At 68.7% G+C, this 24,016-nt stretch carries 20 protein-coding genes and 1 pseudogene; 10 read left to right on the forward strand and 11 right to left on the reverse strand.

Annotated features, from left to right (window positions below; all coding sequences use genetic code 11):
- Positions 1-66: 66 nt before the first annotated feature.
- The 6 genes and pseudogenes from ACZ45O_RS17360 to yfkAB all read left to right on the forward strand — a co-directional run bounded on the left by ACZ45O_RS17360 (position 67) and on the right by yfkAB (position 5,333).
- Positions 67-1,404 (forward strand): CoA-disulfide reductase, encoded by a 1,338-nt coding sequence (locus ACZ45O_RS17360; protein WP_464854720.1) that lies wholly within the window; start codon positions 67-69, stop codon positions 1,402-1,404.
- Positions 1,405-1,497: 93 nt separating this feature from the next.
- Positions 1,498-2,319, forward strand: coding sequence for a CoA transferase subunit A (locus ACZ45O_RS17365; protein ID WP_464854721.1), 822 nt, complete (start codon positions 1,498-1,500; stop codon positions 2,317-2,319).
- Complete coding sequence (locus ACZ45O_RS17370) at positions 2,319-3,029, forward strand: CoA-transferase subunit beta (protein WP_464854723.1); 711 nt, start codon at positions 2,319-2,321, stop codon at positions 3,027-3,029. Before ACZ45O_RS17365 ends, ACZ45O_RS17370 begins: the two co-directional genes overlap by 1 nt.
- A gap of 132 nt (positions 3,030-3,161) precedes the next feature.
- Positions 3,162-3,476, forward strand: a pseudogene (locus tag ACZ45O_RS17375) (arsenate reductase family protein); the annotation flags it as partial.
- A 22-nt stretch (positions 3,477-3,498) separates the two neighbouring features.
- Positions 3,499-4,131: a glycerol-3-phosphate responsive antiterminator gene (locus ACZ45O_RS17380; RefSeq protein ID WP_464854725.1), complete on the forward strand. Its 633-nt coding sequence runs from the start codon at positions 3,499-3,501 to the stop codon at positions 4,129-4,131.
- A gap of 92 nt (positions 4,132-4,223) precedes the next feature.
- A complete protein-coding gene (gene yfkAB, locus ACZ45O_RS17385; RefSeq protein ID WP_464854726.1) occupies positions 4,224-5,333 on the forward strand; it encodes a radical SAM/CxCxxxxC motif protein YfkAB in 1,110 nt (369 codons plus the stop codon).
- A 97-nt stretch (positions 5,334-5,430) separates the two neighbouring features.
- Here yfkAB and ACZ45O_RS17390 read toward each other — a convergent pair whose 3' ends face one another.
- Together ACZ45O_RS17390 and ACZ45O_RS17395 are read right to left on the reverse strand one after the other, a co-directional pair.
- A complete protein-coding gene (locus tag ACZ45O_RS17390) occupies positions 5,431-5,874 on the reverse strand; it encodes an NUDIX domain-containing protein (protein ID WP_464854728.1) in 444 nt (147 codons plus the stop codon).
- A gap of 92 nt (positions 5,875-5,966) precedes the next feature.
- Positions 5,967-7,832 carry a methyl-accepting chemotaxis protein gene (locus tag ACZ45O_RS17395; protein ID WP_464854729.1) on the reverse strand — a complete coding sequence of 622 codons (1,866 nt, stop codon included), beginning with the start codon at positions 7,830-7,832 and terminating at the stop codon, positions 5,967-5,969.
- 181 nt (positions 7,833-8,013) lie between these two features.
- On the opposite strand from ACZ45O_RS17395, the gene ACZ45O_RS17400 reads away from it, so the two are divergent.
- Complete coding sequence (locus ACZ45O_RS17400) at positions 8,014-9,810, forward strand: ABC transporter ATP-binding protein (protein ID WP_464854731.1); 1,797 nt, start codon at positions 8,014-8,016, stop codon at positions 9,808-9,810.
- Positions 9,811-11,706 (forward strand): ABC transporter ATP-binding protein, encoded by a 1,896-nt coding sequence (locus ACZ45O_RS17405; RefSeq protein WP_464854733.1) that lies wholly within the window; start codon positions 9,811-9,813, stop codon positions 11,704-11,706.
- An 8-nt stretch (positions 11,707-11,714) separates the two neighbouring features.
- Here the strand turns inward: ACZ45O_RS17405 and ACZ45O_RS17410 are convergent, their stop codons facing one another.
- The 9 genes from ACZ45O_RS17410 to ACZ45O_RS17450 form a co-directional block, all read right to left on the reverse strand.
- Positions 11,715-12,641 carry an alpha/beta hydrolase gene (locus tag ACZ45O_RS17410; protein ID WP_464854735.1) on the reverse strand — a complete coding sequence of 309 codons (927 nt, stop codon included), beginning with the start codon at positions 12,639-12,641 and terminating at the stop codon, positions 11,715-11,717.
- Positions 12,642-12,919: 278 nt separating this feature from the next.
- Entirely contained in the window at positions 12,920-13,864 is a 945-nt protein-coding gene (locus ACZ45O_RS17415) for an N-acetylglucosamine kinase (protein WP_464854737.1), read from the reverse strand.
- A 78-nt stretch (positions 13,865-13,942) separates the two neighbouring features.
- A complete protein-coding gene (locus ACZ45O_RS17420) occupies positions 13,943-15,820 on the reverse strand; it encodes an ABC transporter substrate-binding protein (RefSeq protein ID WP_464854739.1) in 1,878 nt (625 codons plus the stop codon).
- Positions 15,821-15,902: 82 nt separating this feature from the next.
- A complete protein-coding gene (locus ACZ45O_RS17425) occupies positions 15,903-16,877 on the reverse strand; it encodes a GNAT family N-acetyltransferase (RefSeq protein WP_464854741.1) in 975 nt (324 codons plus the stop codon).
- 20 nt (positions 16,878-16,897) lie between these two features.
- Complete coding sequence (locus ACZ45O_RS17430; RefSeq protein ID WP_464854743.1) at positions 16,898-17,140, reverse strand: hypothetical protein; 243 nt, start codon at positions 17,138-17,140, stop codon at positions 16,898-16,900.
- Positions 17,092-18,096, reverse strand: coding sequence for an ABC transporter ATP-binding protein (locus tag ACZ45O_RS17435; protein ID WP_464854745.1), 1,005 nt, complete (start codon positions 18,094-18,096; stop codon positions 17,092-17,094). The genes ACZ45O_RS17430 and ACZ45O_RS17435 overlap by 49 nt, the downstream gene beginning before the upstream one ends.
- A complete protein-coding gene (locus ACZ45O_RS17440) occupies positions 18,093-19,097 on the reverse strand; it encodes an ABC transporter ATP-binding protein (protein ID WP_464854747.1) in 1,005 nt (334 codons plus the stop codon). Before ACZ45O_RS17440 ends, ACZ45O_RS17435 begins: the two co-directional genes overlap by 4 nt.
- A 12-nt stretch (positions 19,098-19,109) precedes the next feature.
- Positions 19,110-19,982 carry an ABC transporter permease gene (locus ACZ45O_RS17445; RefSeq protein ID WP_464854749.1) on the reverse strand — a complete coding sequence of 291 codons (873 nt, stop codon included), beginning with the start codon at positions 19,980-19,982 and terminating at the stop codon, positions 19,110-19,112.
- A 6-nt stretch (positions 19,983-19,988) separates the two neighbouring features.
- A complete protein-coding gene (locus ACZ45O_RS17450) occupies positions 19,989-20,963 on the reverse strand; it encodes an ABC transporter permease (RefSeq protein WP_464854751.1) in 975 nt (324 codons plus the stop codon).
- Positions 20,964-21,144: 181 nt separating this feature from the next.
- Here ACZ45O_RS17450 and nagZ point away from each other — a divergent pair, with 181 nt between their 5' ends.
- Both nagZ and ACZ45O_RS17460 read left to right on the forward strand, forming a co-directional pair.
- Positions 21,145-22,758: a beta-N-acetylhexosaminidase gene (nagZ, locus tag ACZ45O_RS17455; protein ID WP_464854753.1), complete on the forward strand. Its 1,614-nt coding sequence runs from the start codon at positions 21,145-21,147 to the stop codon at positions 22,756-22,758.
- Between the two features lie 80 nt (positions 22,759-22,838).
- Entirely contained in the window at positions 22,839-23,996 is a 1,158-nt protein-coding gene (locus ACZ45O_RS17460) for a serine hydrolase domain-containing protein (RefSeq protein ID WP_464854754.1), read from the forward strand.
- Positions 23,997-24,016: the final 20 nt, after the last annotated feature.

The following is a 24,016-nucleotide window of genomic DNA, read 5'->3' on the forward strand; positions in this document are numbered from 1 at the left end:
CGCCCCCCGCGGATACCGGGTTGGGCGCCTTCCCCGCTGGAGCGGGCCGGAAAGGGGTTGTGACGAGTGAACGTCGTCATCGTGGGTGGTGTGGCGGCAGGGATGAGCGCCGCCTCCAAGCTGCGGCGTACGTGCAGGGATGCCCGGATCACCGTGTTCGAAAAGGGGCTGGACGTCTCGTACGGCGCGTGCGGCCTGCCCTACTTCATCTCGGGCGAGAACGAGGACGCCGACCTGATGCGCATCCGCACTGCCGAGCAGTTCCGCATGCAGGGCATCGACGTGCGACTGCGCCACGAGGTTTACGGCGTCGATCCGACGGCGCGCACCGTGGCGGTCCGGAACCTGGAGACCGGGGAGACCTTCTCGGCCCCGTACGACAAGCTGGTCATCGCCACCGGCGCGTCGCCGATCCGGCCGGCGCTGCCCGGCGTGGACCTGCCCGGGGTTGTCACGCTGAAGACCATTCCCGATGCCGAGCACATCAAGGAGCAGCTGGCTCAGCCTGACGTCGAGGACGTGCTGATCGTCGGCAGCGGCTTCATCGGGCTGGAGGTGGCCGAGGCGTGCGTCCGGCTGGGCAAGCGCGTGCGGATCCTGGAGATGCAGGACCGCGCCCTGCCGGTCTACGAGCCCGAGATCAGCGAGTGGATCGCCGAGGCCCTGAGGCGCAACGGCGTCGCCCTGCACACCGACGAGGCGCTGGTGGCCCTGGAAGGGCAGGGGCGCGTGCAGCGGGCCCGTACCCAGCGGGGCGAGTACAAGGCGGACCTGGTGCTGCTGGCGGTGGGCGTGCGGCCCAACACCGCCTTCCTGCGTGACGTGCCCGGCTTCCGGTTCCTGAAGAACGGCGCCATCGTCGTCAACCGGCGCATGGAAACCGGGGTGCCCGACGTGTGGGCTGGCGGCGACTGCGCCACCGTGGAGCACATGATCCTGAAGCGCCCGGTCTACATTCCCCTGGGCACGAACGCCAACAAGCAGGGCCGGCTCATCGGCGAGAATCTGACCGGCGCACAGCGGGAGTTCGGCGGTGCCCTGGGCACGTCGGTCGTGCGGGTCTGCGACCTGGAGGCGGGCAAGACCGGCGTCACCGAGCAGGAGGCGCGGGAGGCCGGCATACCTGTGAAGACGGCGGTGGTGGAGGTGGGCAGCCATGCCCGCTACTACCCCGATTCGCAGCCGATTCGCATCAAGGTGGTCATGGACCGCCGGACCGACCGGCTGATCGGCGCCTGCCTGGCAGGAAAGCGGGGCGCGGCGCTGCGGACCAACGTGTTCGCCACCATCATCTCCTCCGGGATGACGGTGCACGAGGCGGCCCTGCTGGATCTGGGCTACGCACCGCCGTTTGCCCAGGTGTGGGACGCCGTCCATATCGCGATGAGCGCCCTGACCCGGTGAGCTTCGCAATCAGGCGGGCGACCCGGGCTGACGGGCGGGCGACCTGCGAAGCACGCGCCGGGCGGTGCGCAAACATGTTGAGGGAGTGAAACAATGAGCAAGCTGACGACCCTGCAGGAGGCCATGGGCCGGGTGAACGACGGCGACACCGTCGCGCTCGGCGGCAACGTCCTGCACCGGGCGCCCATGGCCGCCGCCGCGGAGCTGGCGCGGCAGGGGCGCAGGGGTCTTCACCTGGTGAAAACCGCCGGGGCCATGGACGTGGACCTGCTCTGCGCGGCGGGCGCCGTGGCCTCGGTGACGTTTGGCTACATCGCCTACGAGCCGCCCTACGGGCTCTGCCAGTTCTTCAGGCGGGCGGTGCAGGAGGGCCGGGTGGAGGCGCGCGAGAACGCCTGTTACACCGTGATCATGGGCCTTCGGGCCGCGGTGTACGGACTGCCGTTTCTGCCGGTGCGCGGCCTTGACGGCAGCGACCTGATCGCCGCCCGCGGGTTCAAGAAGGTGGCCAACCCCTACGGCGAAGGGGAGTTTGTGGCGATTCCGGCCATCCGCCCAGACGTGGCGATTCTGCACGTGCAGGAGGCGGACGAGCTGGGCAACGGGCGCATCGGCGGCCCCAAGTACGAGGACGCGCTGATGGCGAAAGCGGCCAGGCGCGTGATCCTCACCGCTGAGCGCATCGTGGAGACCGCGCGGTTCGAGGCCGAGCCGGACCGGACCGACATCCCCGGCTTCCTGGTGGAGGCCGTGGTCCACGCGCCGGGCGGCGCGGCGCCCGGCAGCTGCGCGGGCCACTACGGCATCGATGACGCGCAGGTCAGGGCGTTTCAGGCCGTGACTGGCCCCGAGGAGTTGGGCCGGTACCTGGAGCAGATGGCCGCCCGCACCGCGCACGAGGGGGTGAGCCGCTGATGCAGTATACGATTGCCGACCAGATGGTCGTCTGCCTGGCCCGGGAGCTGCGGGACGGCGACACCGCCTTTCACGGCGTGGCCTCCCCGATTCCGGCCGCAGCGATTCTTCTGGCCCAGAAGGCCCACGGCCGCGCGGTCACTTACGTGAACATCGCCGGCGGCGTGAACGCGAGCCCGCGCCTCGCGCCGTCGACGGACGGACCCAACATGCTCGACGGCACCGCCTCGCTGTTCGGCCTCACCGACATCTTCGATCTTTCCATGCGGGGCGGGCTGAGCGTCGCCTTCCTGAGCGGCGTGCAGATCGATCGGCGGGGGCGGATCAACTCCAGCGTCATCGGCGAATTCGACAGGCCGAAGGTCCGTCTGCCCGGGGGCGCCGGCAGCGCCGTCATCGCCCCGACCTGCGGCCGGGTGCTGGTCTGGCGGGGCAAGCACAACACCAAGGCGCTGGTGGAGGAGGTCGACTTCGTGTCGGCCACCGGCAACATCGACGTGGTCGTCACGCCGCTCTGCGTCTTCCGCCGGGTGGATGGTGAGCTGCAGCTGGAGTCCATCCACGCGACCAGTTCGCTGGCGGAGGTGCAGGAGAACACGGGCTTCCCCATCCCCACCCGGGAGTACCCGGTGACGCCGCCGCCGACGGCCGAGGAGATGGCGTGGCTGGAGCGGATCGATCCGGACCGCGCCCGGGATCAGGAGCTGTAGCCCCGGCAAGCGGAGGTGGAGCAGGAGCCGATACGGCTCGGGTGGAAAGAATACACCTCGGGGGTGATTGCCATGTCCGCAACGAAACCCGAGGTGACTTTCTTTACCTATCCCACGTGAACGTCGTGCAAGAAGGCCAAGCAGTTGCTTGAGACGAAGCCGGTGTCGGTAAACGAGCGTCGGTTCTTCAAGGAGAAGCCCTCGCCCGAGGAGGTGCGGTGGCTGGCGGACCGCCTCCCCGGGGGCGTGCGGGACCTGCTTTCCACCCGCAGCCGTCGGTATAGGGAGCTGGGGCTGGCGGAGCGCGAGCTGAGCGACGAGGAGCTGGTCGACCTGCTGGCGGCCGAGCCGGGCCTCTGGCGCCGGCCGGTGGTGGTGCGGGGAGACCAGGTGGTGGTGGGGTACGACGCCGCCGGTCTGGAGGAGCTCCTGGGCGGAGCCGAATGACGACGAAAGCGAGTTGATGGCCGTGGCGGAGCGGCGGCGCAGCAGGGGCGCATCTCTGCTGGCCGAGGCGCTGAAGGCGCATCCGGTGATCGCAGCGGTGCGGGACGAGCGGCGGCTGGACGAGGCCCTGAGGTCGCGCTGCCGCACCGTGTTCCTGCTCTCGACCAGCCTCGGGCGGCTGGGCGAGGTGGGCGAGGCGGCGGCAGCGGCGGGCAAGCTGCTGTTCATCCACCTCGATTTCGTCGGAGGACTCGGCCGCGACGAGGAGGCCGTGGAATACCTGGCCCGGGTCGCCCGGCCCGCCGGCCTGATCACGACCCGCACCGGCCTGATCCAGACGGCCCGGCGGCTGGGGCTGACGCCGCTGCAGCGGCTCTTCCTGCTCGACTCGCAGTCGCTGACCACGGGCATCGATGCGGCCCGGTCCAGCCGCGCCGAGGTGGTGGAGGTGCTGCCGGGCATCATCCCCCGGGCGGTGCAGGCCATTCGCAGCCAGCTTCCGCACACCGTGATCATCGCCGGGGGCCTGGTGCGCAGCCCCAGGGAGGTGGGGCGGGCGCTGCAGGCCGGCGCGAGCGGCGTGTCCACCAGCAGCGCCGACCTGTGGAGCGCCGATCCGCAGGAGTTCTTCGCGGCCCTGCAGCAGGAGCCGTGAACGCCCGGGGATTGAAGTCGCATCGGCGAACATATGCGTAAGGCGGGCCCCTGCGGGTCCGCCGACTCATGTGGCAATGGGGGAATGTGTACGTGGGGGAGTGGGGACTGCTCTCAGACCCCTGGGAGCCGCGGCGCGGCCTTCGGGAGGGGCGCTTCCGGCTCACCAGCGTCGAGCTGACCGTGACCAACTGGTGCAACCTGCGCTGCCGCCACTGCGCCGTGGGGGAGTCGCTGGTGGCCAGGGACCCCGAGCGGCTGCCGCTGGACCTGATTCTGCGGCGGCTGGACGAGGTGGAGACGCTCACGACCCTGAGCCTCACCGGCGGCGAGCTGAGCGGCTCCGCCGAGGTGCTCCGCTCGTGGGTCACGCCCCTGCTTCAGTACGCGAAGCGGAGGGGGCTGCAGACGCAGGTGAACACCAACCTGACCTTCGACCTGGGGCGCTACGAGGAGATCGCCCCGTGGGTCGATGTGTTCCATATCACCTGGAACTACCGGGACGAAGGGCACTTCCACCGCACCGTGTGGGGGCACGGGCGGGAGGGCGCGTCGCCGGCCGCCTCCCGGAAGCTGTTCCGGCGCATCATCGAGAATGCCCGGGCCCTGGCGGCGCAGGGGCGGTTCGTCTCTGCGGAGACGATGGTCAACCTGGAGACCGCCGAACACCTGGGGGCGATGAACCGGTTCCTGGCGGAGATCGGCTGCCGGCGGCACGAGGTGCATCCCATGTACCCGGTGGACTGGGCGGCCGACCTGCCCGTCCTGCCGCTTGCGGCCTTCCGGCAGGCGGTGGTGCGCTTCCTGCAGGAGCGGGATCCGGACCTGTGGGTGCTCTTCGGCACCTTCCCCTTCCTGCCGTGCAGTCCGCTGCCGGAAGACCAGGCCCTGCTCCGGGCGATCGCGGCGGCGCCGAACGTATCGGTGCGCAACTGCCCGGACGGCAAGAATCGGGTCAACGTGGATCTGTTCACCGGGGCCATCCGGGTGACGGATTTCGGCGGGATGCCTCCGCTGGGTGACGTCCGCACCGACCGGCTGGAGGATGCGTTCCGCCGCTGGCAGCAGCATCCGCGCTTCCAGCCGCTGAACTGCCACTGCCCCGAGGTGGGCTGCACCGGCCCCAACCTGCTGGTGGCCGAGATGTACCATGCGGACGTGGATTTCCGCCGCCGGCGGGCGGTCCTGCAGGCGGGAACCTGAGAAGGGCGAGCGCGCACGAGGCCGGGGGTTCATGGAGAACCCCCGGCCTCTCTTTCGCGGTGCGCCCCGGCGGGCGCCTGCCATCCCTCCCGCACCGTCAGCGGATGCGGTTCCGGGAGGGATCGGGAAAGGAATGATACCGGATCGTGCCGCCGTCCAGCCAGTGGCGCAGCGGCTCCAGCCACGGGCGCCAGCGGATGTACTGCTCCACCTCGGAGGTTGGCACCCACTTCACCCCGGAAATCTCCCCCGGGGCGGGGGCGAGGGAGCCGCCGATCAGTCTGGCTGCGAAGAAGAACTGGACGAGGTGCTCCCTGGCCTCGGCGTTCCGGAACTCGGTGATGAACGCGAGGTCGCCGATCTCCACGTGGAGTCCCGTCTCCTCCAGCACCTCCCGTGCGGCGGTCTCTGTCAGCAGCTCGCCGGGCTCCCAGTGGCCTTTCGGCAGCCCCCAGTGCCCGCGCCGGTTCCGGACCAGGAGGATGGAACCCCTGTTCAGGACGAGGCCGCCGGCGGAGAGGTGCCTTCGCAAGTGCTGCATGGCCTACCGCTCCCATCACTCGGGCCCTATGGGCCCATGATACTACCCCGTGGGGGCGCGGGCAAGCGGGCGCGGCGAGCAGCCGCCGGTCGTCACTCCGGCGTTCGGAACCGGCCGACCTGCTCCCGCATCTGCTGCGCGACCCTCTGCACCCGCCGGGCGGCCGCGGAGACTTCCGTGCTGGCGAAGGCCATGCTGGAGGCGGCCTGTGAGGCAGCGGCCGCCGCGTTCGCGTTCTCCCGTGCGACGTCCGCCACCTGGTCAAGCGAGGCGCACACCTGGCCGGCCTGGGCGGCCATCTCCTCGGATGCGGCCGAGTTTTCCTCGGCGACGGTCACGATGTTGGTGAAGAGCTGATCCATCGACTCGAGCCGCTCCCGGGTGCGCTCGGCCACCTGGGCGATCCGCTCCACGCTCTGCATGGTGTGCTCGGCCGTCTGATGCAGCCGCTGCAGGGCCTGGCCGGCCTCCGCAGCCTGCTGCACGCCGGTGTCGACCTCCGCCAGGCCGGCCTCCATGGCTGTGGCGACCTCGGCGGTGAGCGACTGGATCTTCTCGATCAGCCCGGCGATTTCCCCGGCTGACCGGGACGCGCCCTCCGCCAGGCGCCGCACCTCGCCCGCCACCACTGCGAAGCCCCGTCCGTGCTCGCCGGCCCGAGCAGCCTCAATGGCCGCGTTCAGGGCCAGCAGGTTGGTCTGCCCGGCGATGTCGGAAATGGCGGTGGTGATGTTCCCTATCTCCACCGAGAGCGACGCCAGGCGGCGTACCTTCTGCGCCGTGAGATCGGCGGCGTCCTTCACCCGGCTCATGCCGGCGGTCGCAGCCTCCACGGCACGCGCCCCCTCGGCGGCGCTGCGGGTCCCCTCCAGCACCGCCGCGGCTTCGGCGGAGGCCGCCCGCGCCATGTCGGCGGTTTCGCGGGTCACGGCGCCCAGCACCGCCACCGCCTGCTGAATCTCGCCGGTGGTCTGCTCCGCCCCGGCCGAGACCTGGCGGATCGCCTCTTGCAGCTGCTGCATGGTCTGCTGGACCTCGGCCGCCGCCGCGGCCTGGCTGCTGCCTCCCGCGGCCACCTGCTCCATGCTGCCGGCCACCTGGTCGGCCGCCTGGGTGGCCTGGGCGGCAACGGCCCCCAGCGCCTCGGAGGCGTCGCCGAGAGTGGCGGCCGATGCCGCGAGTTCCCGGATGAGGGTGCGGAGCGAGGCCAGCATCGTGTTCACCGCCCGGGTGAGGTCGGCCACCTCGTCCCCGCCGCGGACGGGCAGCTCCGCGACGGTCAGGTCGCCCGCAGCCACCTGCAGGGCCACCTGGGAGAGCTGCCGGACGGGGTTCGCCAGCGAGCGGGCCACCGGGATGCCGATCGCCAGGGCCAGCGCCACGCCCAGCGACGTGACGGCGGCGCCGATCAGCCGGGCTGAGGCGGCCTGGCGCTGCGCCTCAAGCGTCGCCTCCTCAGCCAGCAACTGGAGACGCGCGGCGGCCTGGCCGGTGGCTGCGATGATCTTCTCGTTGACGGGGATGACCTCGTTCTTCAGAACCGTCGTGGCCTGCGAGACCAGGCCGTCGTCCCGCAGGTCCATCATCTTCTGCATGGCCTCGGCGTACGTTCCGGCCAGATCCTGTGCTTCTGCCACGTGCTGCAGCACCACGGGGTCGTCTGTGTGCGCGCGGATCTCCGCGATGTGGGCGGCCACGTCGCCGTACGCGTCTGCGAAATGCGCGCGGACGTCGGCCGACGGGTCGATCACGTAGCCGCGCGCGGCTGCGCTCATGCGGTAGAGGGCGGCATTGAGCGCGGTGGCCGCCTGGTGGGCGGGCTGGATCTGCAGTGCGACCTCACCGTACACCGCTTCTACGCGGTTCAGGGCGAGGAAGATGGAGCCGGCTGCAACGCCGACGGTAACGGTGCCGATCAGGGAAAGGCCGATCAGTTTGGTGACAAGCCGAATGCGCATCCGCGTCGCCCCGACTTTCCTATCATACTTTGACAATTCAATCGTAGGTTGGGGCCGCCGCGCTGTCAACAAATTAGTGGTAAATGCCGTTGACAATTTACATAGTGAAGGAGTAACCGAATGAGGGGGCGAACGTTATAGGGATAGACGTGCTAGTGCAATAAGGGAGTTGGTTCCGTCCATGCAGGTGTTCGTTCGCCTCAGGCGGTTCTATACGCCGTACATCGGGTGGGGTCTGGGCTCGGTGCTGGCGATGGCGCTCCTGACCGCCGTGGGCCTGGTGCGGCCGTGGCTGCTGGAGCAGCTGATCGACAGGGTCATCCGGGAGCAGCGGTTCGGGGAGTTGCCTTACTGGGCCGCGGCGGTGGTGGGGGTGGCCCTGGTGCGCGCGGTGTTCAACTTCCTGCGGCAGTATCTGGGCCACGTGTTCGGGCAGAACGCGACCTTTGACCTGCGCAACGCCCTCTACGACAAGCTCCAGTACCTGCACTTCAAGTACTACGACAACGCCCACACGGGCGACCTGATGTCGCGCGTCACATCCGATGTGGAGGCCTTCCGGATGTTCCTCTCCTTCGGCTTCGTGCACCTGATGGACATCTTCTTCATGACGCTCTTCTCGCTGGTCGTCATGCTCTCCATGTCCGTCCGGCTGACCCTGGTCACCCTGTTGGCGATGCCCTTCCTGCTGGTGGTGGTGATGCGGTTCGAGCGGCAGGTGCACCCGGCCTTCCGCAGGGTCCGCGAGGCGCTGGCCAGCCTCTCCACCGCCACCCAGGAGAACCTGAGCGGCATGCGGACGGTCAAGTCCTTCGCCAGGGAGCCGTTCGAGGTGGAGAAGTTCTCGGCCCACAGCCAGGAGTACCTGAAGGCCAACCTGAACACGGCGGGGCTCTGGGCCCGGTACTTCCCGGTGATCGAGCTGCTCTCCAACCTGACCCTCACCTTGATGCTCGCCTACGGCGGCTGGCTGGTGCTCCGGAACGACCTCACCCTGGGCGAGCTGGTCGCCTTCAACAGCCTGATCTGGTACTGGATCTGGCCGATGCGGGAGATCGGCTACCGCATCAACGAGATGACCCAGGCCGCGGCCTCGGGCCAGCGGCTGCTGGAGGTGCTGGAGCACCCGGTGGCCGTGCGCAGCCGGCAGGATGCGGTGCGTCTGCCGGAGATGGCGGGCCACGTGCGCTTCGAGGGGGTGACGTTCCAGTACGACTCGCCCAGGCCGGGCACCGGCGAGATCACCGCGCGGCCGGCGCTGGCGGACATCGACCTGGACGCCCCGCCCGGCAGCGTCATCGGACTGATCGGCGCCACCGGCTCGGGCAAGACGACCCTGGTCTCGCTGATCCCCCGGTTCTACGACGCGACCCGGGGCCGGGTGACGATCGACGGCATCGATGTGCGCGCCCTGGACCTGACCGACCTGCGGCGGCAGATCGGCATCGTGCAGCAGGAGACCTTCCTCTGGTCGGCGACGATCCGGGAGAACATCGCCTACGGCCGCCGGTCGGCTTCGATGGAAGAGATCGTGACGGCGGCGAAGCTGGCCCGGGCGCACGACTTCATCATGGAGACGCCGGATGGCTACGACACCATCATCGGCGAGCGGGGGATGGGCCTCTCCGGCGGCCAGCGGCAGCGCATCGCCATCGCCCGGGCGATCGTGAACAACCCCCGCATCCTGATCTTCGACGACGCCACGGCCTCGGTGGACATGGAGACAGAGCACGAGATTCAGCTGGCGCTGCGGAGCGCCATGCGCGGGCGGACGACGTTCATCATCGCCCACCGGCTCTCCTCGGTAAAGCACGCAGACGAGATCCTTGTGCTGGACGAGGGCCGCATCGTGGAGCGGGGCACCCACGAGGAGTTGCTGGCCCGGGGCGGCGTCTACCGGGCTATCTACGACATACAGTTCCGCGATTACGAGGAGCAGCGGGCGGCGCAGGCCGCCGCGAAGGGGGGGAGCCGCTGAATGGGCATGGGTCAATACCGCACGGCCCGGGAACTCCGCCACCGCGGGCCGATCCAGCAGAGCGAGCACGCGGACCGCTTCTACTACCGGGAGGAGAAGGTCTTCGAGAAGCCCTTCGACTGGAACCAGATGAAGCGGCTGGGGCGCTTTGTGCTGCCCTATACCCGACAGGTCATCCTCGCCTTTGTGGCCATGCTGGCAGCGACGTTTACGCAGCTGGCCGGACCGTGGCTGATCGCCCAGGCCATCGACGCGGTCCTGGAGCCGCAGACCCGCTTCACCCGCTGGACGCAGTGGCTGGAGCCCTATGAGCGCACGGAGCGGCTCGCCATCCTGGTCGGCATCATGCTGGCGGTGCACCTCGTCAACTGGGTCGCCAACCACGGTCGAATTCGGCTGACCAGCTGGGTGGGGCAGCGGGCCCTGGACGACCTGCGGATGAAGATCTTCTCGCACGTGCAGTCGCTCTCGCTCCGCTTCTTCGACACCCGGCCGGCCGGCTCGATCCTGGTGCGCATCACCAACGACGTCAACTCGCTGCAGGATCTGTTTACCAACGGCATCATCAACCTGTTCCAGGACGTGCTGACGCTGATCGGCATCGTCGTCATCATGATGTCGATGCACCTGAAGCTGTCTGTGGTGATCTTCGCCTTCCTGCCGCTGATGCTGATCACCACCGTGCGGCTGCGCACCCGGGTGCGCCACGGCTGGCAGCGGGTGCGGCTGCAGCGCTCCCGGCTCACCGCGCACCTGGCCGAGGCGATTCAGGGCGCGCGGGTGACGCAGGCCTTCAGCCAACAGGAGCCCAACAAGGACTTCTTCGCCGATATGAACGTCCAGGTGCGCCACACCTGGCTGAACACCATCCGGCTCAACGCCTGGTTCATGCCGATCGTGGAGATCATGGGCGCCCTGGGCACCGCGGTCGTCTTCTTCTACGGCACCCGCATCCTGCAGAGCGGCGCGATCACCGTCGGCGTGCTGGTCGCGTTCGTGACCTACGTCGGCGAGTTCTGGGAGCCGATCCTGCGGATCTCGCGGCTCTACGGCCAGATGCTGGTGGCCATGGCCTCCAGCGAGCGGATCTTCGAGTACCTGGACACGAAGCCCACGGTGCCCGAGAATCCCGACGCCCGGCCGCTGCCCCCGATTCGGGGCGAGGTGGAGCTGGACAATGTGACCTTCGCATACGAAAAAGGGCGCACCGCCCTGCGCGGGGTCTCCCTGAAGGTGGCCCCGGGCGAGACGGTGGCCCTGGTGGGCCACACCGGCGCGGGCAAGACGTCGATCATCAACCTGCTCTCCCGCTTCTACGACGTGGACGAGGGCGCGGTGCGGATCGACGGCGTGGATGTGCGGGACGTGACGCTGGAGTCGCTGCGCCGGCAGATCAGCGTGGTGCTGCAGGACACGTTCATCTTCAGCGGCACGATCATGGACAACATCCGCTACGGCCGGCTGGACGCCACCGACGAAGAGGTGATCGCCGCGGCCAAGGCCGTGCGGGCGCACGACTTCATCATGCGGCTCCCCCACGGCTACCAGACGGAGGTGCGCGAACGGGGCTCGCGGCTCTCGATGGGCGAGCGGCAGCTGCTCTCGTTTGCCCGCGCGCTGCTCGCGGACCCGCGCATCCTGGTGCTGGACGAGGCGACGGCCTCCATCGACACGCAGACGGAGTTGCTGATCCAGGAGGCCCTGGCGCAGCTCCTGAAGGGGCGCACCTCATTCGTCATCGCCCACCGGCTGTCGACGATCCGCAACGCGGACAAGATCGTGGTGCTGGACCACGGGCGGATCGTCGAGATGGGCACCCACGAACAGTTGATGGCCAGGCGTGGCACGTACTACGGGCTCATTCAGGCGCAGTTCAAGTTCTTCGAGGCGGGGTGAGGATCGGCTCAGGCCGGCCTGGGCGAACTGAGGGCGGCCAGCCGCTCCTGCAGCCTCGCGGCGAAGTCGGGCGGGTAGTCGTGGCCGAGGCCAGGGTGCACCTCCAGCTCGCAGGTGAGGCCGGCCTCGGTCATGGCGGACGCGAACTCGCGGGCTGCCTTGAACGCCCAGTCGCCTTCGCCGATGACGATGTAGCCCCGGACGTCCCCGCGCGCCCCGGCCAGCAGCGGCAGGAAGGTCTCCGGCCGGATCGCCGGTGCGACGGCGAGGAAGCGGGTTGCGGTCAGCGCCCCGCTCAGCACGCCGAACATCGCCACCGCGGCGCCCGCCGAGAAGCCGGCCAGCACGGTGGGGTCGTGGGGCCCCAGGCTGTCGAGGTGCGCACTGACCTCCGCCAGGGCCCGGTCGCGGTCGCCCCAGAAGTACCTGCCCGGGGTCCAGACCTGCGACGACTGGGCCAGGGCCACCCGCCAGCCGGCCGCCCGGGCGGAAATCCAGTGGGGCCTTTCCAGGTGCCCTTCGAAGCCGCTTCCCGCGCCGTGCAGCGCCAGCAGCAGGCCGCGGGGGGCGCCCTCCGGCTCATACGTGTGCAGCACCGGCCGGGATTGGGCCTGCGCGGCCTCCCTGCGCCCGCGGAACAGCGTCAGGAGCGGTTCCAGGCGGGGGTCCCCCCGCAGCGGCGCGAGGTCCGGGTCGTTCAGGATCCGGTCGTGGTACCAGAGCCCCGCGTCCGCGGCCGCCTGCAGCCACCGGAGCCCGGCGTCCGCGCCGTCCGCCCGGCAGGCGAGGCACGCCCGCCAGTAGTACAGGTCGGCGGCGTGATCGGCGAACCGGCCGGCCTCCTGGTCGATCAGCGCCAGCGCCTCACGGTACGCCTCCTCGGCGTGCAGGCGGAACACCTCCTTCTGCAGGTCGGCAAAATCCCGGACGGTCATGCGCACCACTCCCCGCGAGACCTTTCTGACAATGACGTTATCGGCCCGACGGGTGTTCCCGTCGGCGGCGCACCGCCCTTTGGGCCTGGCGGCGAAGCGAAAAACCTGCGGTTCCGGGCGTGGGGGTGCCTGGCGACCCTGCAGACTACCCCAGGATCCGACCGGGTACGCTGCCGGCGGGGTGGAGTGGCAGGCAGCGGGAGGGAAGGTAGATCATCAAGAAGAGGGCGGTTCCGCCATCCCTGGCGGAACCGCCCTCATCCATCTCGCCGAGCGTACTACGCGCCTTCCCCTAACAACTCCAGGGCCATCAGCACGGCCCCGGAGGCCGGGCTCCCGGCGCTCTCCACCACCCGGGCGGCGGGCATCAGCTCTGCGAGCCGCTGCGCCAGCGCCTCCCGCACGGTCGCGACCCCCTCCAGAACGCCGCCGGTGGTCGCCACCCGGGGCTCCCGAAGGGTCATCCGGCGGATGAGCGCCGCGGCCAGGTGCGCGAGGTCGCGTCCCGCCTGCCGCAGGATCTCCTCGGCGACGGCGTCGCCCTCCGCCGCCGCTTGCGCCACATGCGGCACCAGCGCCGCGATCTCCGTGCGGGCGGCGGAAGGATCAGCGTAGATGCGGGGAATCGCGTCGGTCAGCCTCGCCAGATCCCACGCCGCGCAGATGCGGTCGCCGAGGACCGTGGCCGGGCCGGCGCCGTCCAGCGCACAGAGCGCGGCCGCCAGCGCCTGCCGGCCGATGGCGAAGCCGCTCCCCTCGTCGCCGAGCATCCAGCCCCAGCCGCCGGCCCGCGCGAGCTGGCCGGCGTCGTCCAGCCCGTAGGCGATCGAGCCCGTGCCGGCGATCAGGATGACGCCGGGGCCGCCCTGCAGGGCGCCGGCGAGCGCCACGCGGCCGTCGTTCACCACCTGCACCCGGGCCGAGGCGGGCAGCCCGAGCGCTGCGGCGATGGCCCCGGAAAGCTCCTCCTGGATCCGGGGCTGCCCGGCGCCGGCGAGCCCGGCGCACACGGCGCCAACCTCCTCAGGCGTGCGGCCCGCGGCCGCGAGCGCCTGCCGGGCGGCCTCAGCGATGCTCTGCACCGCCCGGTCGCGCCCCACCACCAGGGCGTTGGCCGGGCCGCCGCGCCCCTCGCCCAGGACCCGGCCCGAAAGGTCCGCTGCCAAACACCGGGTCCGGGTTCCACCGCCGTCGATGCCGAGAACAATGCGGGAAGGAATCATCGTACCAGCCTCCCGAGGGCCCCGAGCGGAAAAGTGCGGAAGGGGGGCGCGGCCCCCCTTCCGCAAGACCGGCGGGGCTTACTTCACGAAGTAGAGCTCACCGGCCCGGAGTTGCTTGGTCAGCATGCTGTTCAGGTTGCCGTACCAGAAGAAGTCGCTCTGCGGCACGCCGATCTCGCCCTCGGCCGCGCTCAGCTTGGGGTCGTAAATGCGCAGCGGCGCGGTCTTCTCGATGAGCGGGATGAAGGGCACCAGGTCGTTGGTCAGCGTCATGAGGTCCTGGGTGAGCGTCTGAATCTCAGACTGGTCGGTGGCCTCGTAGAGCCGGGCCAGGATCTCGGTGACGTTGTACTCCTTGCCGGTGCTCGGGGCCTTCATGATGCGGTCCTCGCCGGGGTCGAGCTGCGGCAGGTTCATGCGGCCGGCGTAGGCGCCCAGGTAGGTCTGGTTGTAGACCTCCCACGGGTGGGCGTAGGTCGACATGCTGGGCACGAAGTACGAGGCAATCTGGTGATCGCCCTTGTTCATGTAGTCGATCATCGCGGCGAACTCCATCGGCTTGAACTCGATGTCGAAGCCGGCCTCCTTCAGCATGGTGGAGTACGCCTCGGCGGGGAACATCAGAGACGGCCAGGAGCCGATGGTGACCATCTCGATCTTGACGACCTCGCCGTTCTCGTTCGCCCACCTGCCGTTCACCTTCTGCCAGCCGATGGAGGTCAGCAGCTCCTCGGCCTTGGCCGGGTCGTAGCTGTAGTCGGTGAGGGTGTCGATGAAGCCTTCCCCGGTGTAGGCCGGCATCAGCGAGGGCAGCATGCCGGTGGCGTGCGTGTCGCTGATGAAGCTGCCGGGCTCGGCCAGCTTGATCAGGGTCTCACGGTCCATCATGTAGGCGAAGGCCTTGCGGACCTCGGGGATGTTGAAGGGGTACTTCTGGTAGTTGAACAGGTACCCGATCTGGGAGAACTCGGGGATGTAGATGGTGCGCAGGGTGTTCTTGAACTTGTTCTCCACCTGCGCCGTCATTTCCGGGCTCAGGCCGCCGTTCTCCACCGTGAAGGCCTCCTCGAGCACGGCGGTGGCGAAGGACTCGCCCCCGGCGGAGCGCAGGGCGCGGATCTTCGGGATCTTCACTTCCATGTAGTAGTGGGGGTTGGCCTCAAACACGGCCTCGGCGCTCGTGACCCCGGTGAGCACGTAGGGGCCGGAGTAGAGCACTTCCGTCAGCGGATCGGGCTTGTAGTTGCCCAGGCGGGTGTTGATGTCGTTGATCATATCCTGGCCGGCCGCGTCGAACTTGTACCGGGCGGTGGCCTCGTCCCACACGCGGTACTGCTCCACGTAGTCCTTCAGCTCCTCGGCGAACTCGCCGTAGGTGACGGCCGGCGTCATGATGTAGGTGGGAAGGATCAGGTTCAGGTTGAGCGGGCTCTCGTTGACGAACTCCACGACGATGGTCCGCTCGTCCACCTTCTCGATGGACTCGGCCACCTGCCAGAGCGTGCCCTTGGCCGCCTGCAGGTAGAGCGAGGTCATCACGTCATCGACCGTAAGGGCGCTGCCGTCGCTCCACTTCAGGTCGTCACGCAGCACCATGGTCAGGGTCCTGCCCTCCATCTCGAAGCTCTCGAGGGCGGCCGGGCGGTACTCCTTCTCCGGCAGGGCGGAGTAGTCCGTCAGCGGCTCGAAGAGGAAGGGCTGAACCGACCAGTTCAGGCCCGCAACGTCATCGTAGGGGTTCCCGTGGAACGCAGGGGGCGGCTGGATGTTCACGAAGGTGGTCAGGGTCTTGCTGGTATCCACGTCACCGGTGAGCTTGAGGCTGGCCGGGGCCTGGGCGGACGGGTCCTGAGGCCCGCCACCGCCGCCGTTCTGGGGCGGATTGCCGTTGTTGGTGCTGCACGCGGTCGCCAGGAGCATTGCGGTGGCGAGTAGTGCTGCTGCCAGCTTCTTCAATTCGGATGCCTCCCTGATGGGGTTATTTGAATGAGGGCGGCGCGGGCCGCTCTCTCATTGCCGCAGTTGGGGGTCCGGGAGCTCAGGCGCCCAGGTCCTTGCGCATGCACGCCCATTCGTGCACGACCTCAAACCCGGCGGACTCGTAGATGGTGCGGGCCACGTTGGCCTTGCCCGTGAAGAGCGACATGAAGGTGGCGCCCATCTCCTGCAGGCCCTTGCAGAGCGCCGAGAAGAGCACGGAGCCGGCGCCGCCCCCCCGGAACTCGCTGTGAACGCCGATGCCGGCGAAGTAACCCCGGCCGCTCTCCTGCACGAACAGGGGGCCGGCGAAGCCCCCCACACGCCCGTCGCGCTGCACGATGAGCAGCGGGTGGGGGTTGGGGCTGCAGGCATTCGCCATGACCTTCTCCCGCCAGTCCTCGTTGCCCAGGTCGTCGAAGAGCTCGTTCAGGCCGTGGTGCAGGGCCGGGTCGTAGTAGGTGATGGTGACGCCCTGCTCGGCCAGCTTCCGCCGGCGCTCGGCGATCTTGGGGAGGAACTCGAACCCCTCCAGGAGCCGGTAGTAGGAGTACTGCCGGGCCGTCTCCGCGTAGCCGTTCTTCAGGAAAAAGGGCAGGGCGGGCGACCGGGCGTCGACCCCCGGGGCGTTGGGGTGGTCGTGCCCCGGCGTGCCGGGAATGAGCCACTCCAGGTTGACGGGATTGAAGAAGTTCAGGTTGATTCTGGTCACCGTGGGGAACTCCCGGAGCCGGGCTTCGAGGGCCGAGAGGAGCTGGCTCCCGATGCCCTTCCGCCGGTGGGAGGGGTCAACGAGCACGAAGGTGACGTACCCGTGGTCGGCCCCCAGCCTGTGGTAGGCGCTGCCGAATGCGGCCACACGGCCGTCCGCCTCGGCGACCAGGTTGTGCTTCACCTCGGTGGAGTCGGCTGCCACGAACTTCTGCCGGAACTGCTCCGGGGTGAGCGGCTTGTGCAGAATGTCGCGGCTTTCCGCCGCCTGGTTCCAGAGCGCCGCCACAGCCGGCAAGTCATGCGAACCCATCGGTCTGATCATAGGTTTACGGGCTCCTTCCCTCATCGCTTTACGCGCTGTAAGTACCGTACGATCGGCCAGTAAGCCAGGGCGATCAGCAGGTTCAGTCCGATCACCAGGCCGTAGAGGGTGAGCGTACCTGGGTCTTTGGGGCCGAAGGCGAGCCCCAGCACGGCGATCACCAGGATGGTGACCGCCGCCGCGGTGATCGCCCGCAGGAACTGCAGGGGTCCGCCTAATCCCGGGGCGGGGCGTTTGCCCTGATCTTCTCCACCAGGTGGCACGCCACCAGTCCTCCCTCAAACTCCCGCAGCCTCGGCTCCTCGCGCTCGCAGACCGCTTCGGCGTACGGGCAGCGGGGGTGAAACTTGCAGCCCGGTGGTGCGTTGGTGACGCTGGGCATGTCGAACGACTTCAGGGGAAGCGACGCCATGCGCCCGTTGCGCAGGGTCGGGTCCGCCTCGGGCACGGCCGAGATCAGCGCGTGGAAGTAGGGGTGCGCCGGCCGGTCGAGCGCCGCCTGGATCTGGTTGAGCTCGACCATGCGCCCCAGGTACATCACCGCGATGCGGCCGTGGTGGGCGATGTAGCGCGCGGTGCCGAGGTCGTGGGTGATGTAGACGAAGGAGATGCCGTACTTCTTGTTGGCACGGGCCATCAGGTCGAGGAGCGAAATGCGGAGCGAGACATCGACCATGGAGACCGGCTCGTCGGCCACGATGAGGCTCGGCTTCACCGAGAGCGCCCGCGCCAGCAGGATGCGCTGGCGCTGGCCGCCGGAGAGCTGGTGCGGGTACTTTTCCAGGAACTGCTCGGGCGGCGTGAGGCCGATCTCGGTGAAGAGCTCCACCAGCCGGTCCCACGCCTGCTGCCGGTTCTTCACCATCTTGTGCTGCAGCAGCGGCAGCGAGAGCGACTGGAAGATCGTGCGGTTGGGGTTCAGCGCCGCGTAGGAGTCCTGGTGAATCATCTGCACGCCGAGGCGGTACTCCCGGTACTCCCGCTTGTCGAGTTCCCGGACATCCTTGCCCTTGTAGAGCAACCTGCCCTCGGTGGGCTGATAGATGTCGGTGATGACCTTTCCGAGCGTAGTCTTCCCGCAACCGCTCTCGCCAACCACGGCGATGATCTCGCCCGGCTCGATCTCCAGGTTCATCCCCACCAGGGCGCCGACCCGCTCCCGCGGGTTCTTCTCATTCTGGAAGTAGACACTTACGTTTTCCAGCTTGATCAGGCTCACGACTTAAACACCTTCTCCCAGCTGTAGCAGCGAGTGTACTGGCCCGGATGGCTGGGGTACAGTTGCCCGGTCCGCGCCCGGTCGCCTTCGCACAGGCCCTGAGCGTGGGCGAAGCAGCGCGGGGCGAACCTGCACGAGTCGGGCAGGTTGGCCAGGTCCGGCGGGTTGCCGGGAATGGCCTTCCGCTTGGTCACGTCGTCCCGCAAGGACGGGATCGCCGTCATCAGGCCGGCGGTGTACGGGTGCGTCGGCTTCTTGAACATGTTCAGCACCGGGCCGTACTCGACCAGCTCGCCCGCGTACATCACGCCCAGCCGGTCGACGACGGAGCCGATGATGGAGACGTCGTGGGTGCAGAAGACCATCGTCAGGCCGTGGTCCTTCTGAATGCGCTTCAGGATCTCCAGGATGTACCACTGCGTGATGACGTCCAGGGCCGTGGTGGGCTCATCCAGGAAGATGATGTCGGGGTTCAGGATCAGGCTCAGCGCGATGATCGTGCGCTGCTTCATGCCGCCCGAGAGCTGGTGCGGATAGCAGTCGAGCACACGCTCCTCCAGCCGGACCTGGCTCAGGAGGTCGCGGGCCTTGGCGAGGACATCCTCCTCCCGGGCGTTCGGGTCATGCGCCCAGACGGTCTCCAGGAAGTGCTCCTTCACCCGCAGGGTGGGGTTCAGCACGTTCTGCGCCGCCTGAAAGACGCTGGTCAGGTTGGTCCAGCGGTAGCGGGCGAACTCCTCGGGGCTCAGGGTGCGCAGATCGACGGGCTTTCCGCCCTTCGGGTGGTAAATCACCTGGCCCGCGGTCACCTTGCCCGGCGCCTGCACCAGGTTGAGGATGCCGGAGACGAGGGTGGTCTTGCCGCTGCCGCTTTCGCCGATGATGCCCACGATCTCCCCCCGGTTCACGGTGAGGCTGACGTTGTCGCAGGCGCGGATCGTGCGGTCATGCAGCTTGAATTCCACGGTGAGGTTCTTGACCTCCAGGATAGGTTCGGTCATGTATACCCTCCTCTACGACCGCAGCCGCGGGTTCAGCGCCTCATCCAGCCCACTGGCGAAGAAGTAGGAACCGAGCTGGAACAGCATGAGGCACAGCACGGGGGCCAGGAAGTAGACCATGGAGGCCGATCCCATGAGGGCGCCGGTCTGGGAGATGGCCACCTGAATCATCACGCCCCAGTGGTTGCCCTGGAAGGGCACCAGGCCCAGGATCATCAGGCCGACGCTGGAGGTGATCGCGCCCTTCATGATGGAGATGAAGTTCACAGCGATGTAAGAGACCAGATTGGGCAGTACGTCGTACAGGATGATGTTCAGCTTGCTGAGGCCCATGATGCGGCTGGCTTCGATGAACTCCCGGTGTTTGAGGGTCAGCACCTGCGAGCGGATGGCCTTGGCCAGGCCGGCCCACGACCAGAGGCCGAGCACCAGGCCGAACACCAGGGGGTCCGTGATCTGGATGACCATGGAGAGGATCATGGTCACCGGGAAGCTGGGCATGGTCAGCACCACGTCGGTAAAGAGCATGAGCACCCGGTCGACGAGGCCGCCCTGCAGGCCGGCCACGATGCCGATTGCCGCTGCGATCAGCACGGCGAAGAGGCCGGCGTAGGCCGCCACCAGCAGCACGTCGCGGGAGCCGAGGATGAGCTGCAGCAGGGTGTCCTTGCCGGCCAGATCAGTGCCCAGCCAGTGCTCCCGGGAAGGCGGCTGCAGCCGGTTGGCGTAGTCCGACTTCAGGTCGGGGATCAGCATGGGCCCGAAGATGGCCATCAGCAGGAAGACCAGCAGGATGAGGAAGCCCGCGCGGGACATGGGGTTCCGCCAGATGACGCTGAAAAACGCCCTGAAACCGGCAAACTTGCCGCTGCGTCCGTCTTTCATGGTTGACTACCTCTCCCTCAGACGTGGGTTGAGCACGGTGTAGAGCCTCTCGGCCAGCAGTCCGGAGAGCACGACCACGACGATCATGATGAAGTACATCCCCTGCATGAGCGGGTAATCGCGCCGGGCGATGGCCTGGTTCAGGTAGTAGCCCACGCCGGGGTACAGGAAGAGGTTCTCGATCAGCGGTGAGCCGCCGAACATGAAGCCGAAGGAGATGGCCAGCGAGGTGATCATCGGCAGGATCGAGTTCCGGCCCACGTAGTGGATGAGGATGCGCCGCTGCGAGAGCCCCCGGGCCCTGGCGTAGGCCACGTAGTCCTCGCCCAGCGATCCCAGCGCGTTGGCCCGCATGCCGATGGTCCAGTTGGCCACCGTGGTCAGGAAGTAGGCCAGGACCGGCAGGATGGCGTGGCGCAGCACGCTGGCGATGAAGGGCATGTTGAAGCCCGGCGTTACCTGGGCGCTGTACGGGCCGCGGGCCGGCAGCCATCCCAGGGTGACGGCGAAGAGGAAGATCAGCAGATAGGCGATGATGTAGTCAGGGACGGAGCCGAAGATCGACTGCCACAGGTTCAGCAGCGCGTTCATCCAGCGCTTCCGCTTCCAGGCGATGAAGAGGCCGGCCACCACACCCACCGTGAAGGAGAGGGCGAGGGAGACCGTCAGCACCAGGAGCGTCCAGGGCAGGGCCCCGAGCACCAGGTCGAGCACCGGCTTTCGGTAAGCCAGCGAATCGCCCAGGTTGCCGCGCAGGATTCCCCCCAGGTAGCCGACCAGCCGCTGGAACACGGGGATATCGGGGTCGTAGTTCAGCACGCTCTTGGCCTTGGCGTAAGCCAGTTCCATCTCGAGATTCTCAGTGCGGGAGATCTCGGCTGCGAGCGTCTCTACGGGATCGCCCGGCATGTTCTGAATCACGAGAAACATGGCGATGATGGCAAACAGGATTGTGATGAGAGGCATAATGAGTTTGCGCAAGTTAAGTCACACCTCATTCAATAGTGTTTGCAACTAACTAGCCTCTGAAGTATTATTTCGTTGGCACGATCTGATCCTCCTCCTACAGGGGGAGGCCTGTCTGAGACTTCCAGCGCTCGTGATTCCATCGAGCGAACCACGGCCCGAGCAGCACCACCATGAATGCTGAGGAGTGACCGCGATGTCGCTGGCCGAGCACGCCGGGGAGCTGTTCATGATCGGCTTCTCCGGCACCGAACCTGCTGACGTGCCTGAATCCCTGATCCGCGGGCAGGGTGTGGGCGGTGTAATCCTCTTCGCCCGCAATCTGCGATCGCCCGGTCAGGTCCGCCGCCTGACCGCACACATCCAGTCGCTCAGTCCTAACCTGCCCCTGCTCATCGCCACCGACCAGGAGGGGGGCATCGTCCTGCGCTTCGAGGCCACCTCATGGCCCGGCGCGATGGCGCTGGGAGCGGCCGCGGACCCGGACCTGACCCGTCGCGTGGCAGCGGGCATCGCGCGGGAGCTGGGCGCCATGGGCATCAACATGAACCTGGCGCCGGTGCTGGATGTGAACGTGAACCCGGCCAATCCGGTGATCGGCGTGCGCTCGTTCGGCGCCGACCCGAACCTGGTGGCCGAGCACGGTGCGTCGTACATTCGCGGGCACCATGAAGCGGGCGTCTTGACAACTGCGAAACATTTTCCGGGGCACGGTGACACGGCGGTGGACTCACACCACGCGCTGGCCGTGATTCCCCACGGCCTGGAGCGGCTGGAGGCGGTGGAGCTGGTCCCGTTCCGCCGCGCCATTGCCGCCGGCGTGGATGCCATCATGACCGCCCACGTCTTCTTCCCGGCGGTGGAGACCGAGCCCGACACGCCGGCCACGATCTCGCCGACGGCGCTGACCGGCCTGCTCCGGGAGCGGCTGGGCTACGACGGGCTGGTCATCACCGACTGCATGGAGATGAAGGCGATTGCCGACGGTGTGGGAACGGTGGAGGGGGTGGTGCGGGCCATCGCCGCCGGCGCCGACATGGTGCTCATCTCCCACACCGCTGAGCTGCAGCGGGAGGCCATTCGGGCCGTGCGGGCCGCGATCGGCGACGGGCGGATTCCGGCCCGGCGTGTCGAGGAGGCCCTGCGGCGGGTGCGGGCGGCGCGAGCGCGCGTCGGCCGTATGGCGGCGGAGCAACCTCTCGGGGTGGATGGCTCAGCTGGGGACCGGGTGCGGTCGCAGTCAGGCTCTGCCGGGCATCCGCGGCTTTCGGTGGTTGGCTGCGCCGAGCACCGGGAGCTCGCGGCGGAGGCGGCCCGCGCGGCCGTCACCGCCACAGGCGATCTGGAGGGTGTCGTGCCCCTGGACCCGGCGCGCACGCTGCTCCTGGCCGTGGAGGCAGCGCCGGTGGTGGTGGTGGAGGACCGACGGGAGCCCGGCTCGCCTGTGCTGGCAGCGGCAGCTGACCTGGCTCCGGACCTCCGGGCGATCGGGGTGTCGCGGGATCCTTCCGCCGCCGAGGTGGACCGGCTGGTGCGCGAGGCGGCCGGCGCGGAGGTGGTGCTGGTGGCCACCTACCTCGCCGACCGCTTCCCTGGCCAGGTCGCCCTGGTGCAGGCCCTGCAGGCGGCGGGCCGCACCGTCATCCTCATCCCGCAGCGGGGTCCCTATGACCTGCTTGCCGCGCCGCGGGTCAGGGGCGCCGTCGTCATGTACGAGGACCGGCGCCCGGCGGCCGAGGCGGCCCTGCGCTGCCTGCTGGGTGAGGCGCTGGCCCGGGGCCGCCTGCCGGTGGACCTTCCCGCCCGGTGAGGGGGCGGGACGGCATGCGCACGGGAATGGGGAAGGGGGCGTGACGGCGTGCGCACCGGAATGGGGGAGGGGGTGTGCTGATGTGGGCGCTGGATGAGGGCCGCCTGGAACGCGCCTTTTCAGTTGTCGAACGCGGGGTGGAAGGCGGCGCCTTCGCCGGAGCGGTGGCCGCAGTGGGCTGTGGCGACGCGCTGGTCGTGCGCGCCTTCGGCCACGCCGCCCTGCAGCCTGCACGCGTGCCCATGCGCCCGGATACGCTGTTCGACCTGGCGTCGCTGACCAAGGTGGTCGGCACCACCCCGGCGGTGCTGCGGCTGGTGGAGGACGGCGCCTTCTCCCTGGACGCGCCGGTGGCCGACCTGCTCCCCGAGTTCGCCGACCGCCGCGTGACCGTGCGCCACCTGCTGACCCACACCTCGGGCCTTCCCGCCTGGGCGCCGCTCTACCTGGACCACCGGGGACTGCCCGCGTACCTGCGGGCCATCGGCGGGATGCCCCTGGAGCGCCCGCCCGGCGAGCGGGTAGTGTACAGCGACCTGGGCTTCATCCTGCTCGGGGCCATCGTGGAGCGGGTGGCAGGCGAATCCCTGCCGGACTACTGCCGCAAGGCGGTGTTCGCACCGCTGGGCATGGACGCGACCGGCTGGCTGCCCGCCGCCCCGCGGGAGCGCATCGCCGCCACAGAGGCCGGCAACCGCACGGAGATGGACATGGCCGGGGCGCGGGCGGCGGAGTTCGGCCACTGGCGGCAGGAGATACTATGGGGCGAAGTCAACGACGGCAACGCCCACTACGGGCTGGGCGGTGTCGCCGGCCACGCGGGCCTGTTCGGGACCGTCGCCGATCTCGCGGCGTATGCCCGGGCCTGGCTGCGCCGGGGGTTTCCAATTCTGTCGCCCCCCACGGTGCAGTTGGCCACCCGTAACCTGACGGCAGGCCTGGGCGGGGCGCGGGGGCTGGGGTGGCAGAAGCCGCCCGAGGAGCCGCTGCCGGCCCGGCCTCATTCCTGCGGCGAGTTGCTTTCGGCGGCGGCCTACGGCCACACCGGTTTCACGGGCACGTCGCTCTGGATCGATCCGGAGAAGGAGCTGTTCATCATCCTTCTGACCAACCGGCTCCACCCGGTGCCGGAACGGAAGGGGCCAGACCTGCTCGCGCTGCGGCCGGCCTTTCACAACGCCGTGGTCGCCGCGTGCATCGTCAGGCGGGCGGAGCGGGCCACATGGGGTGGAGCCTGAGCCGGAGCGGCTGGTGGTCG

The sequence above is a fragment of the Symbiobacterium turbinis genome (genome assembly GCF_055383075.1).

Bases quoted from the DNA above. Each gene is read 5' to 3' on its own strand.
- ACZ45O_RS17425 (WP_464854741.1), bottom strand. From the start codon at position 16,877: ATGATCAGACCGATGGGTTCGCATGACTTGCCGGCTGTGGCGGCGCTC.
- ACZ45O_RS17440 (WP_464854747.1), bottom strand. From the start codon at position 19,097: ATGACCGAACCTATCCTGGAGGTCAAGAACCTCACCGTGGAATTCAAG.
- ACZ45O_RS17445 (WP_464854749.1), bottom strand. From the start codon at position 19,982: ATGAAAGACGGACGCAGCGGCAAGTTTGCCGGTTTCAGGGCGTTTTTC.
- ACZ45O_RS17395 (WP_464854729.1), bottom strand. From the start codon at position 7,832: ATGCGCATTCGGCTTGTCACCAAACTGATCGGCCTTTCCCTGATCGGC.
- ACZ45O_RS17365 (WP_464854721.1), top strand. From the start codon at position 1,498: ATGAGCAAGCTGACGACCCTGCAGGAGGCCATGGGCCGGGTGAACGAC.
- ACZ45O_RS17460 (WP_464854754.1), top strand. From the start codon at position 22,839: ATGTGGGCGCTGGATGAGGGCCGCCTGGAACGCGCCTTTTCAGTTGTC.
- ACZ45O_RS17400 (WP_464854731.1), top strand. From the start codon at position 8,014: ATGCAGGTGTTCGTTCGCCTCAGGCGGTTCTATACGCCGTACATCGGG.
- nagZ (WP_464854753.1), top strand. From the start codon at position 21,145: ATGTCGCTGGCCGAGCACGCCGGGGAGCTGTTCATGATCGGCTTCTCC.
- ACZ45O_RS17410 (WP_464854735.1), bottom strand. From the start codon at position 12,641: ATGACCGTCCGGGATTTTGCCGACCTGCAGAAGGAGGTGTTCCGCCTG.
- ACZ45O_RS17415 (WP_464854737.1), bottom strand. From the start codon at position 13,864: ATGATTCCTTCCCGCATTGTTCTCGGCATCGACGGCGGTGGAACCCGG.
- ACZ45O_RS17405 (WP_464854733.1), top strand. From the start codon at position 9,811: ATGGGCATGGGTCAATACCGCACGGCCCGGGAACTCCGCCACCGCGGG.
- ACZ45O_RS17390 (WP_464854728.1), bottom strand. From the start codon at position 5,874: ATGCAGCACTTGCGAAGGCACCTCTCCGCCGGCGGCCTCGTCCTGAAC.
- ACZ45O_RS17370 (WP_464854723.1), top strand. From the start codon at position 2,319: ATGCAGTATACGATTGCCGACCAGATGGTCGTCTGCCTGGCCCGGGAG.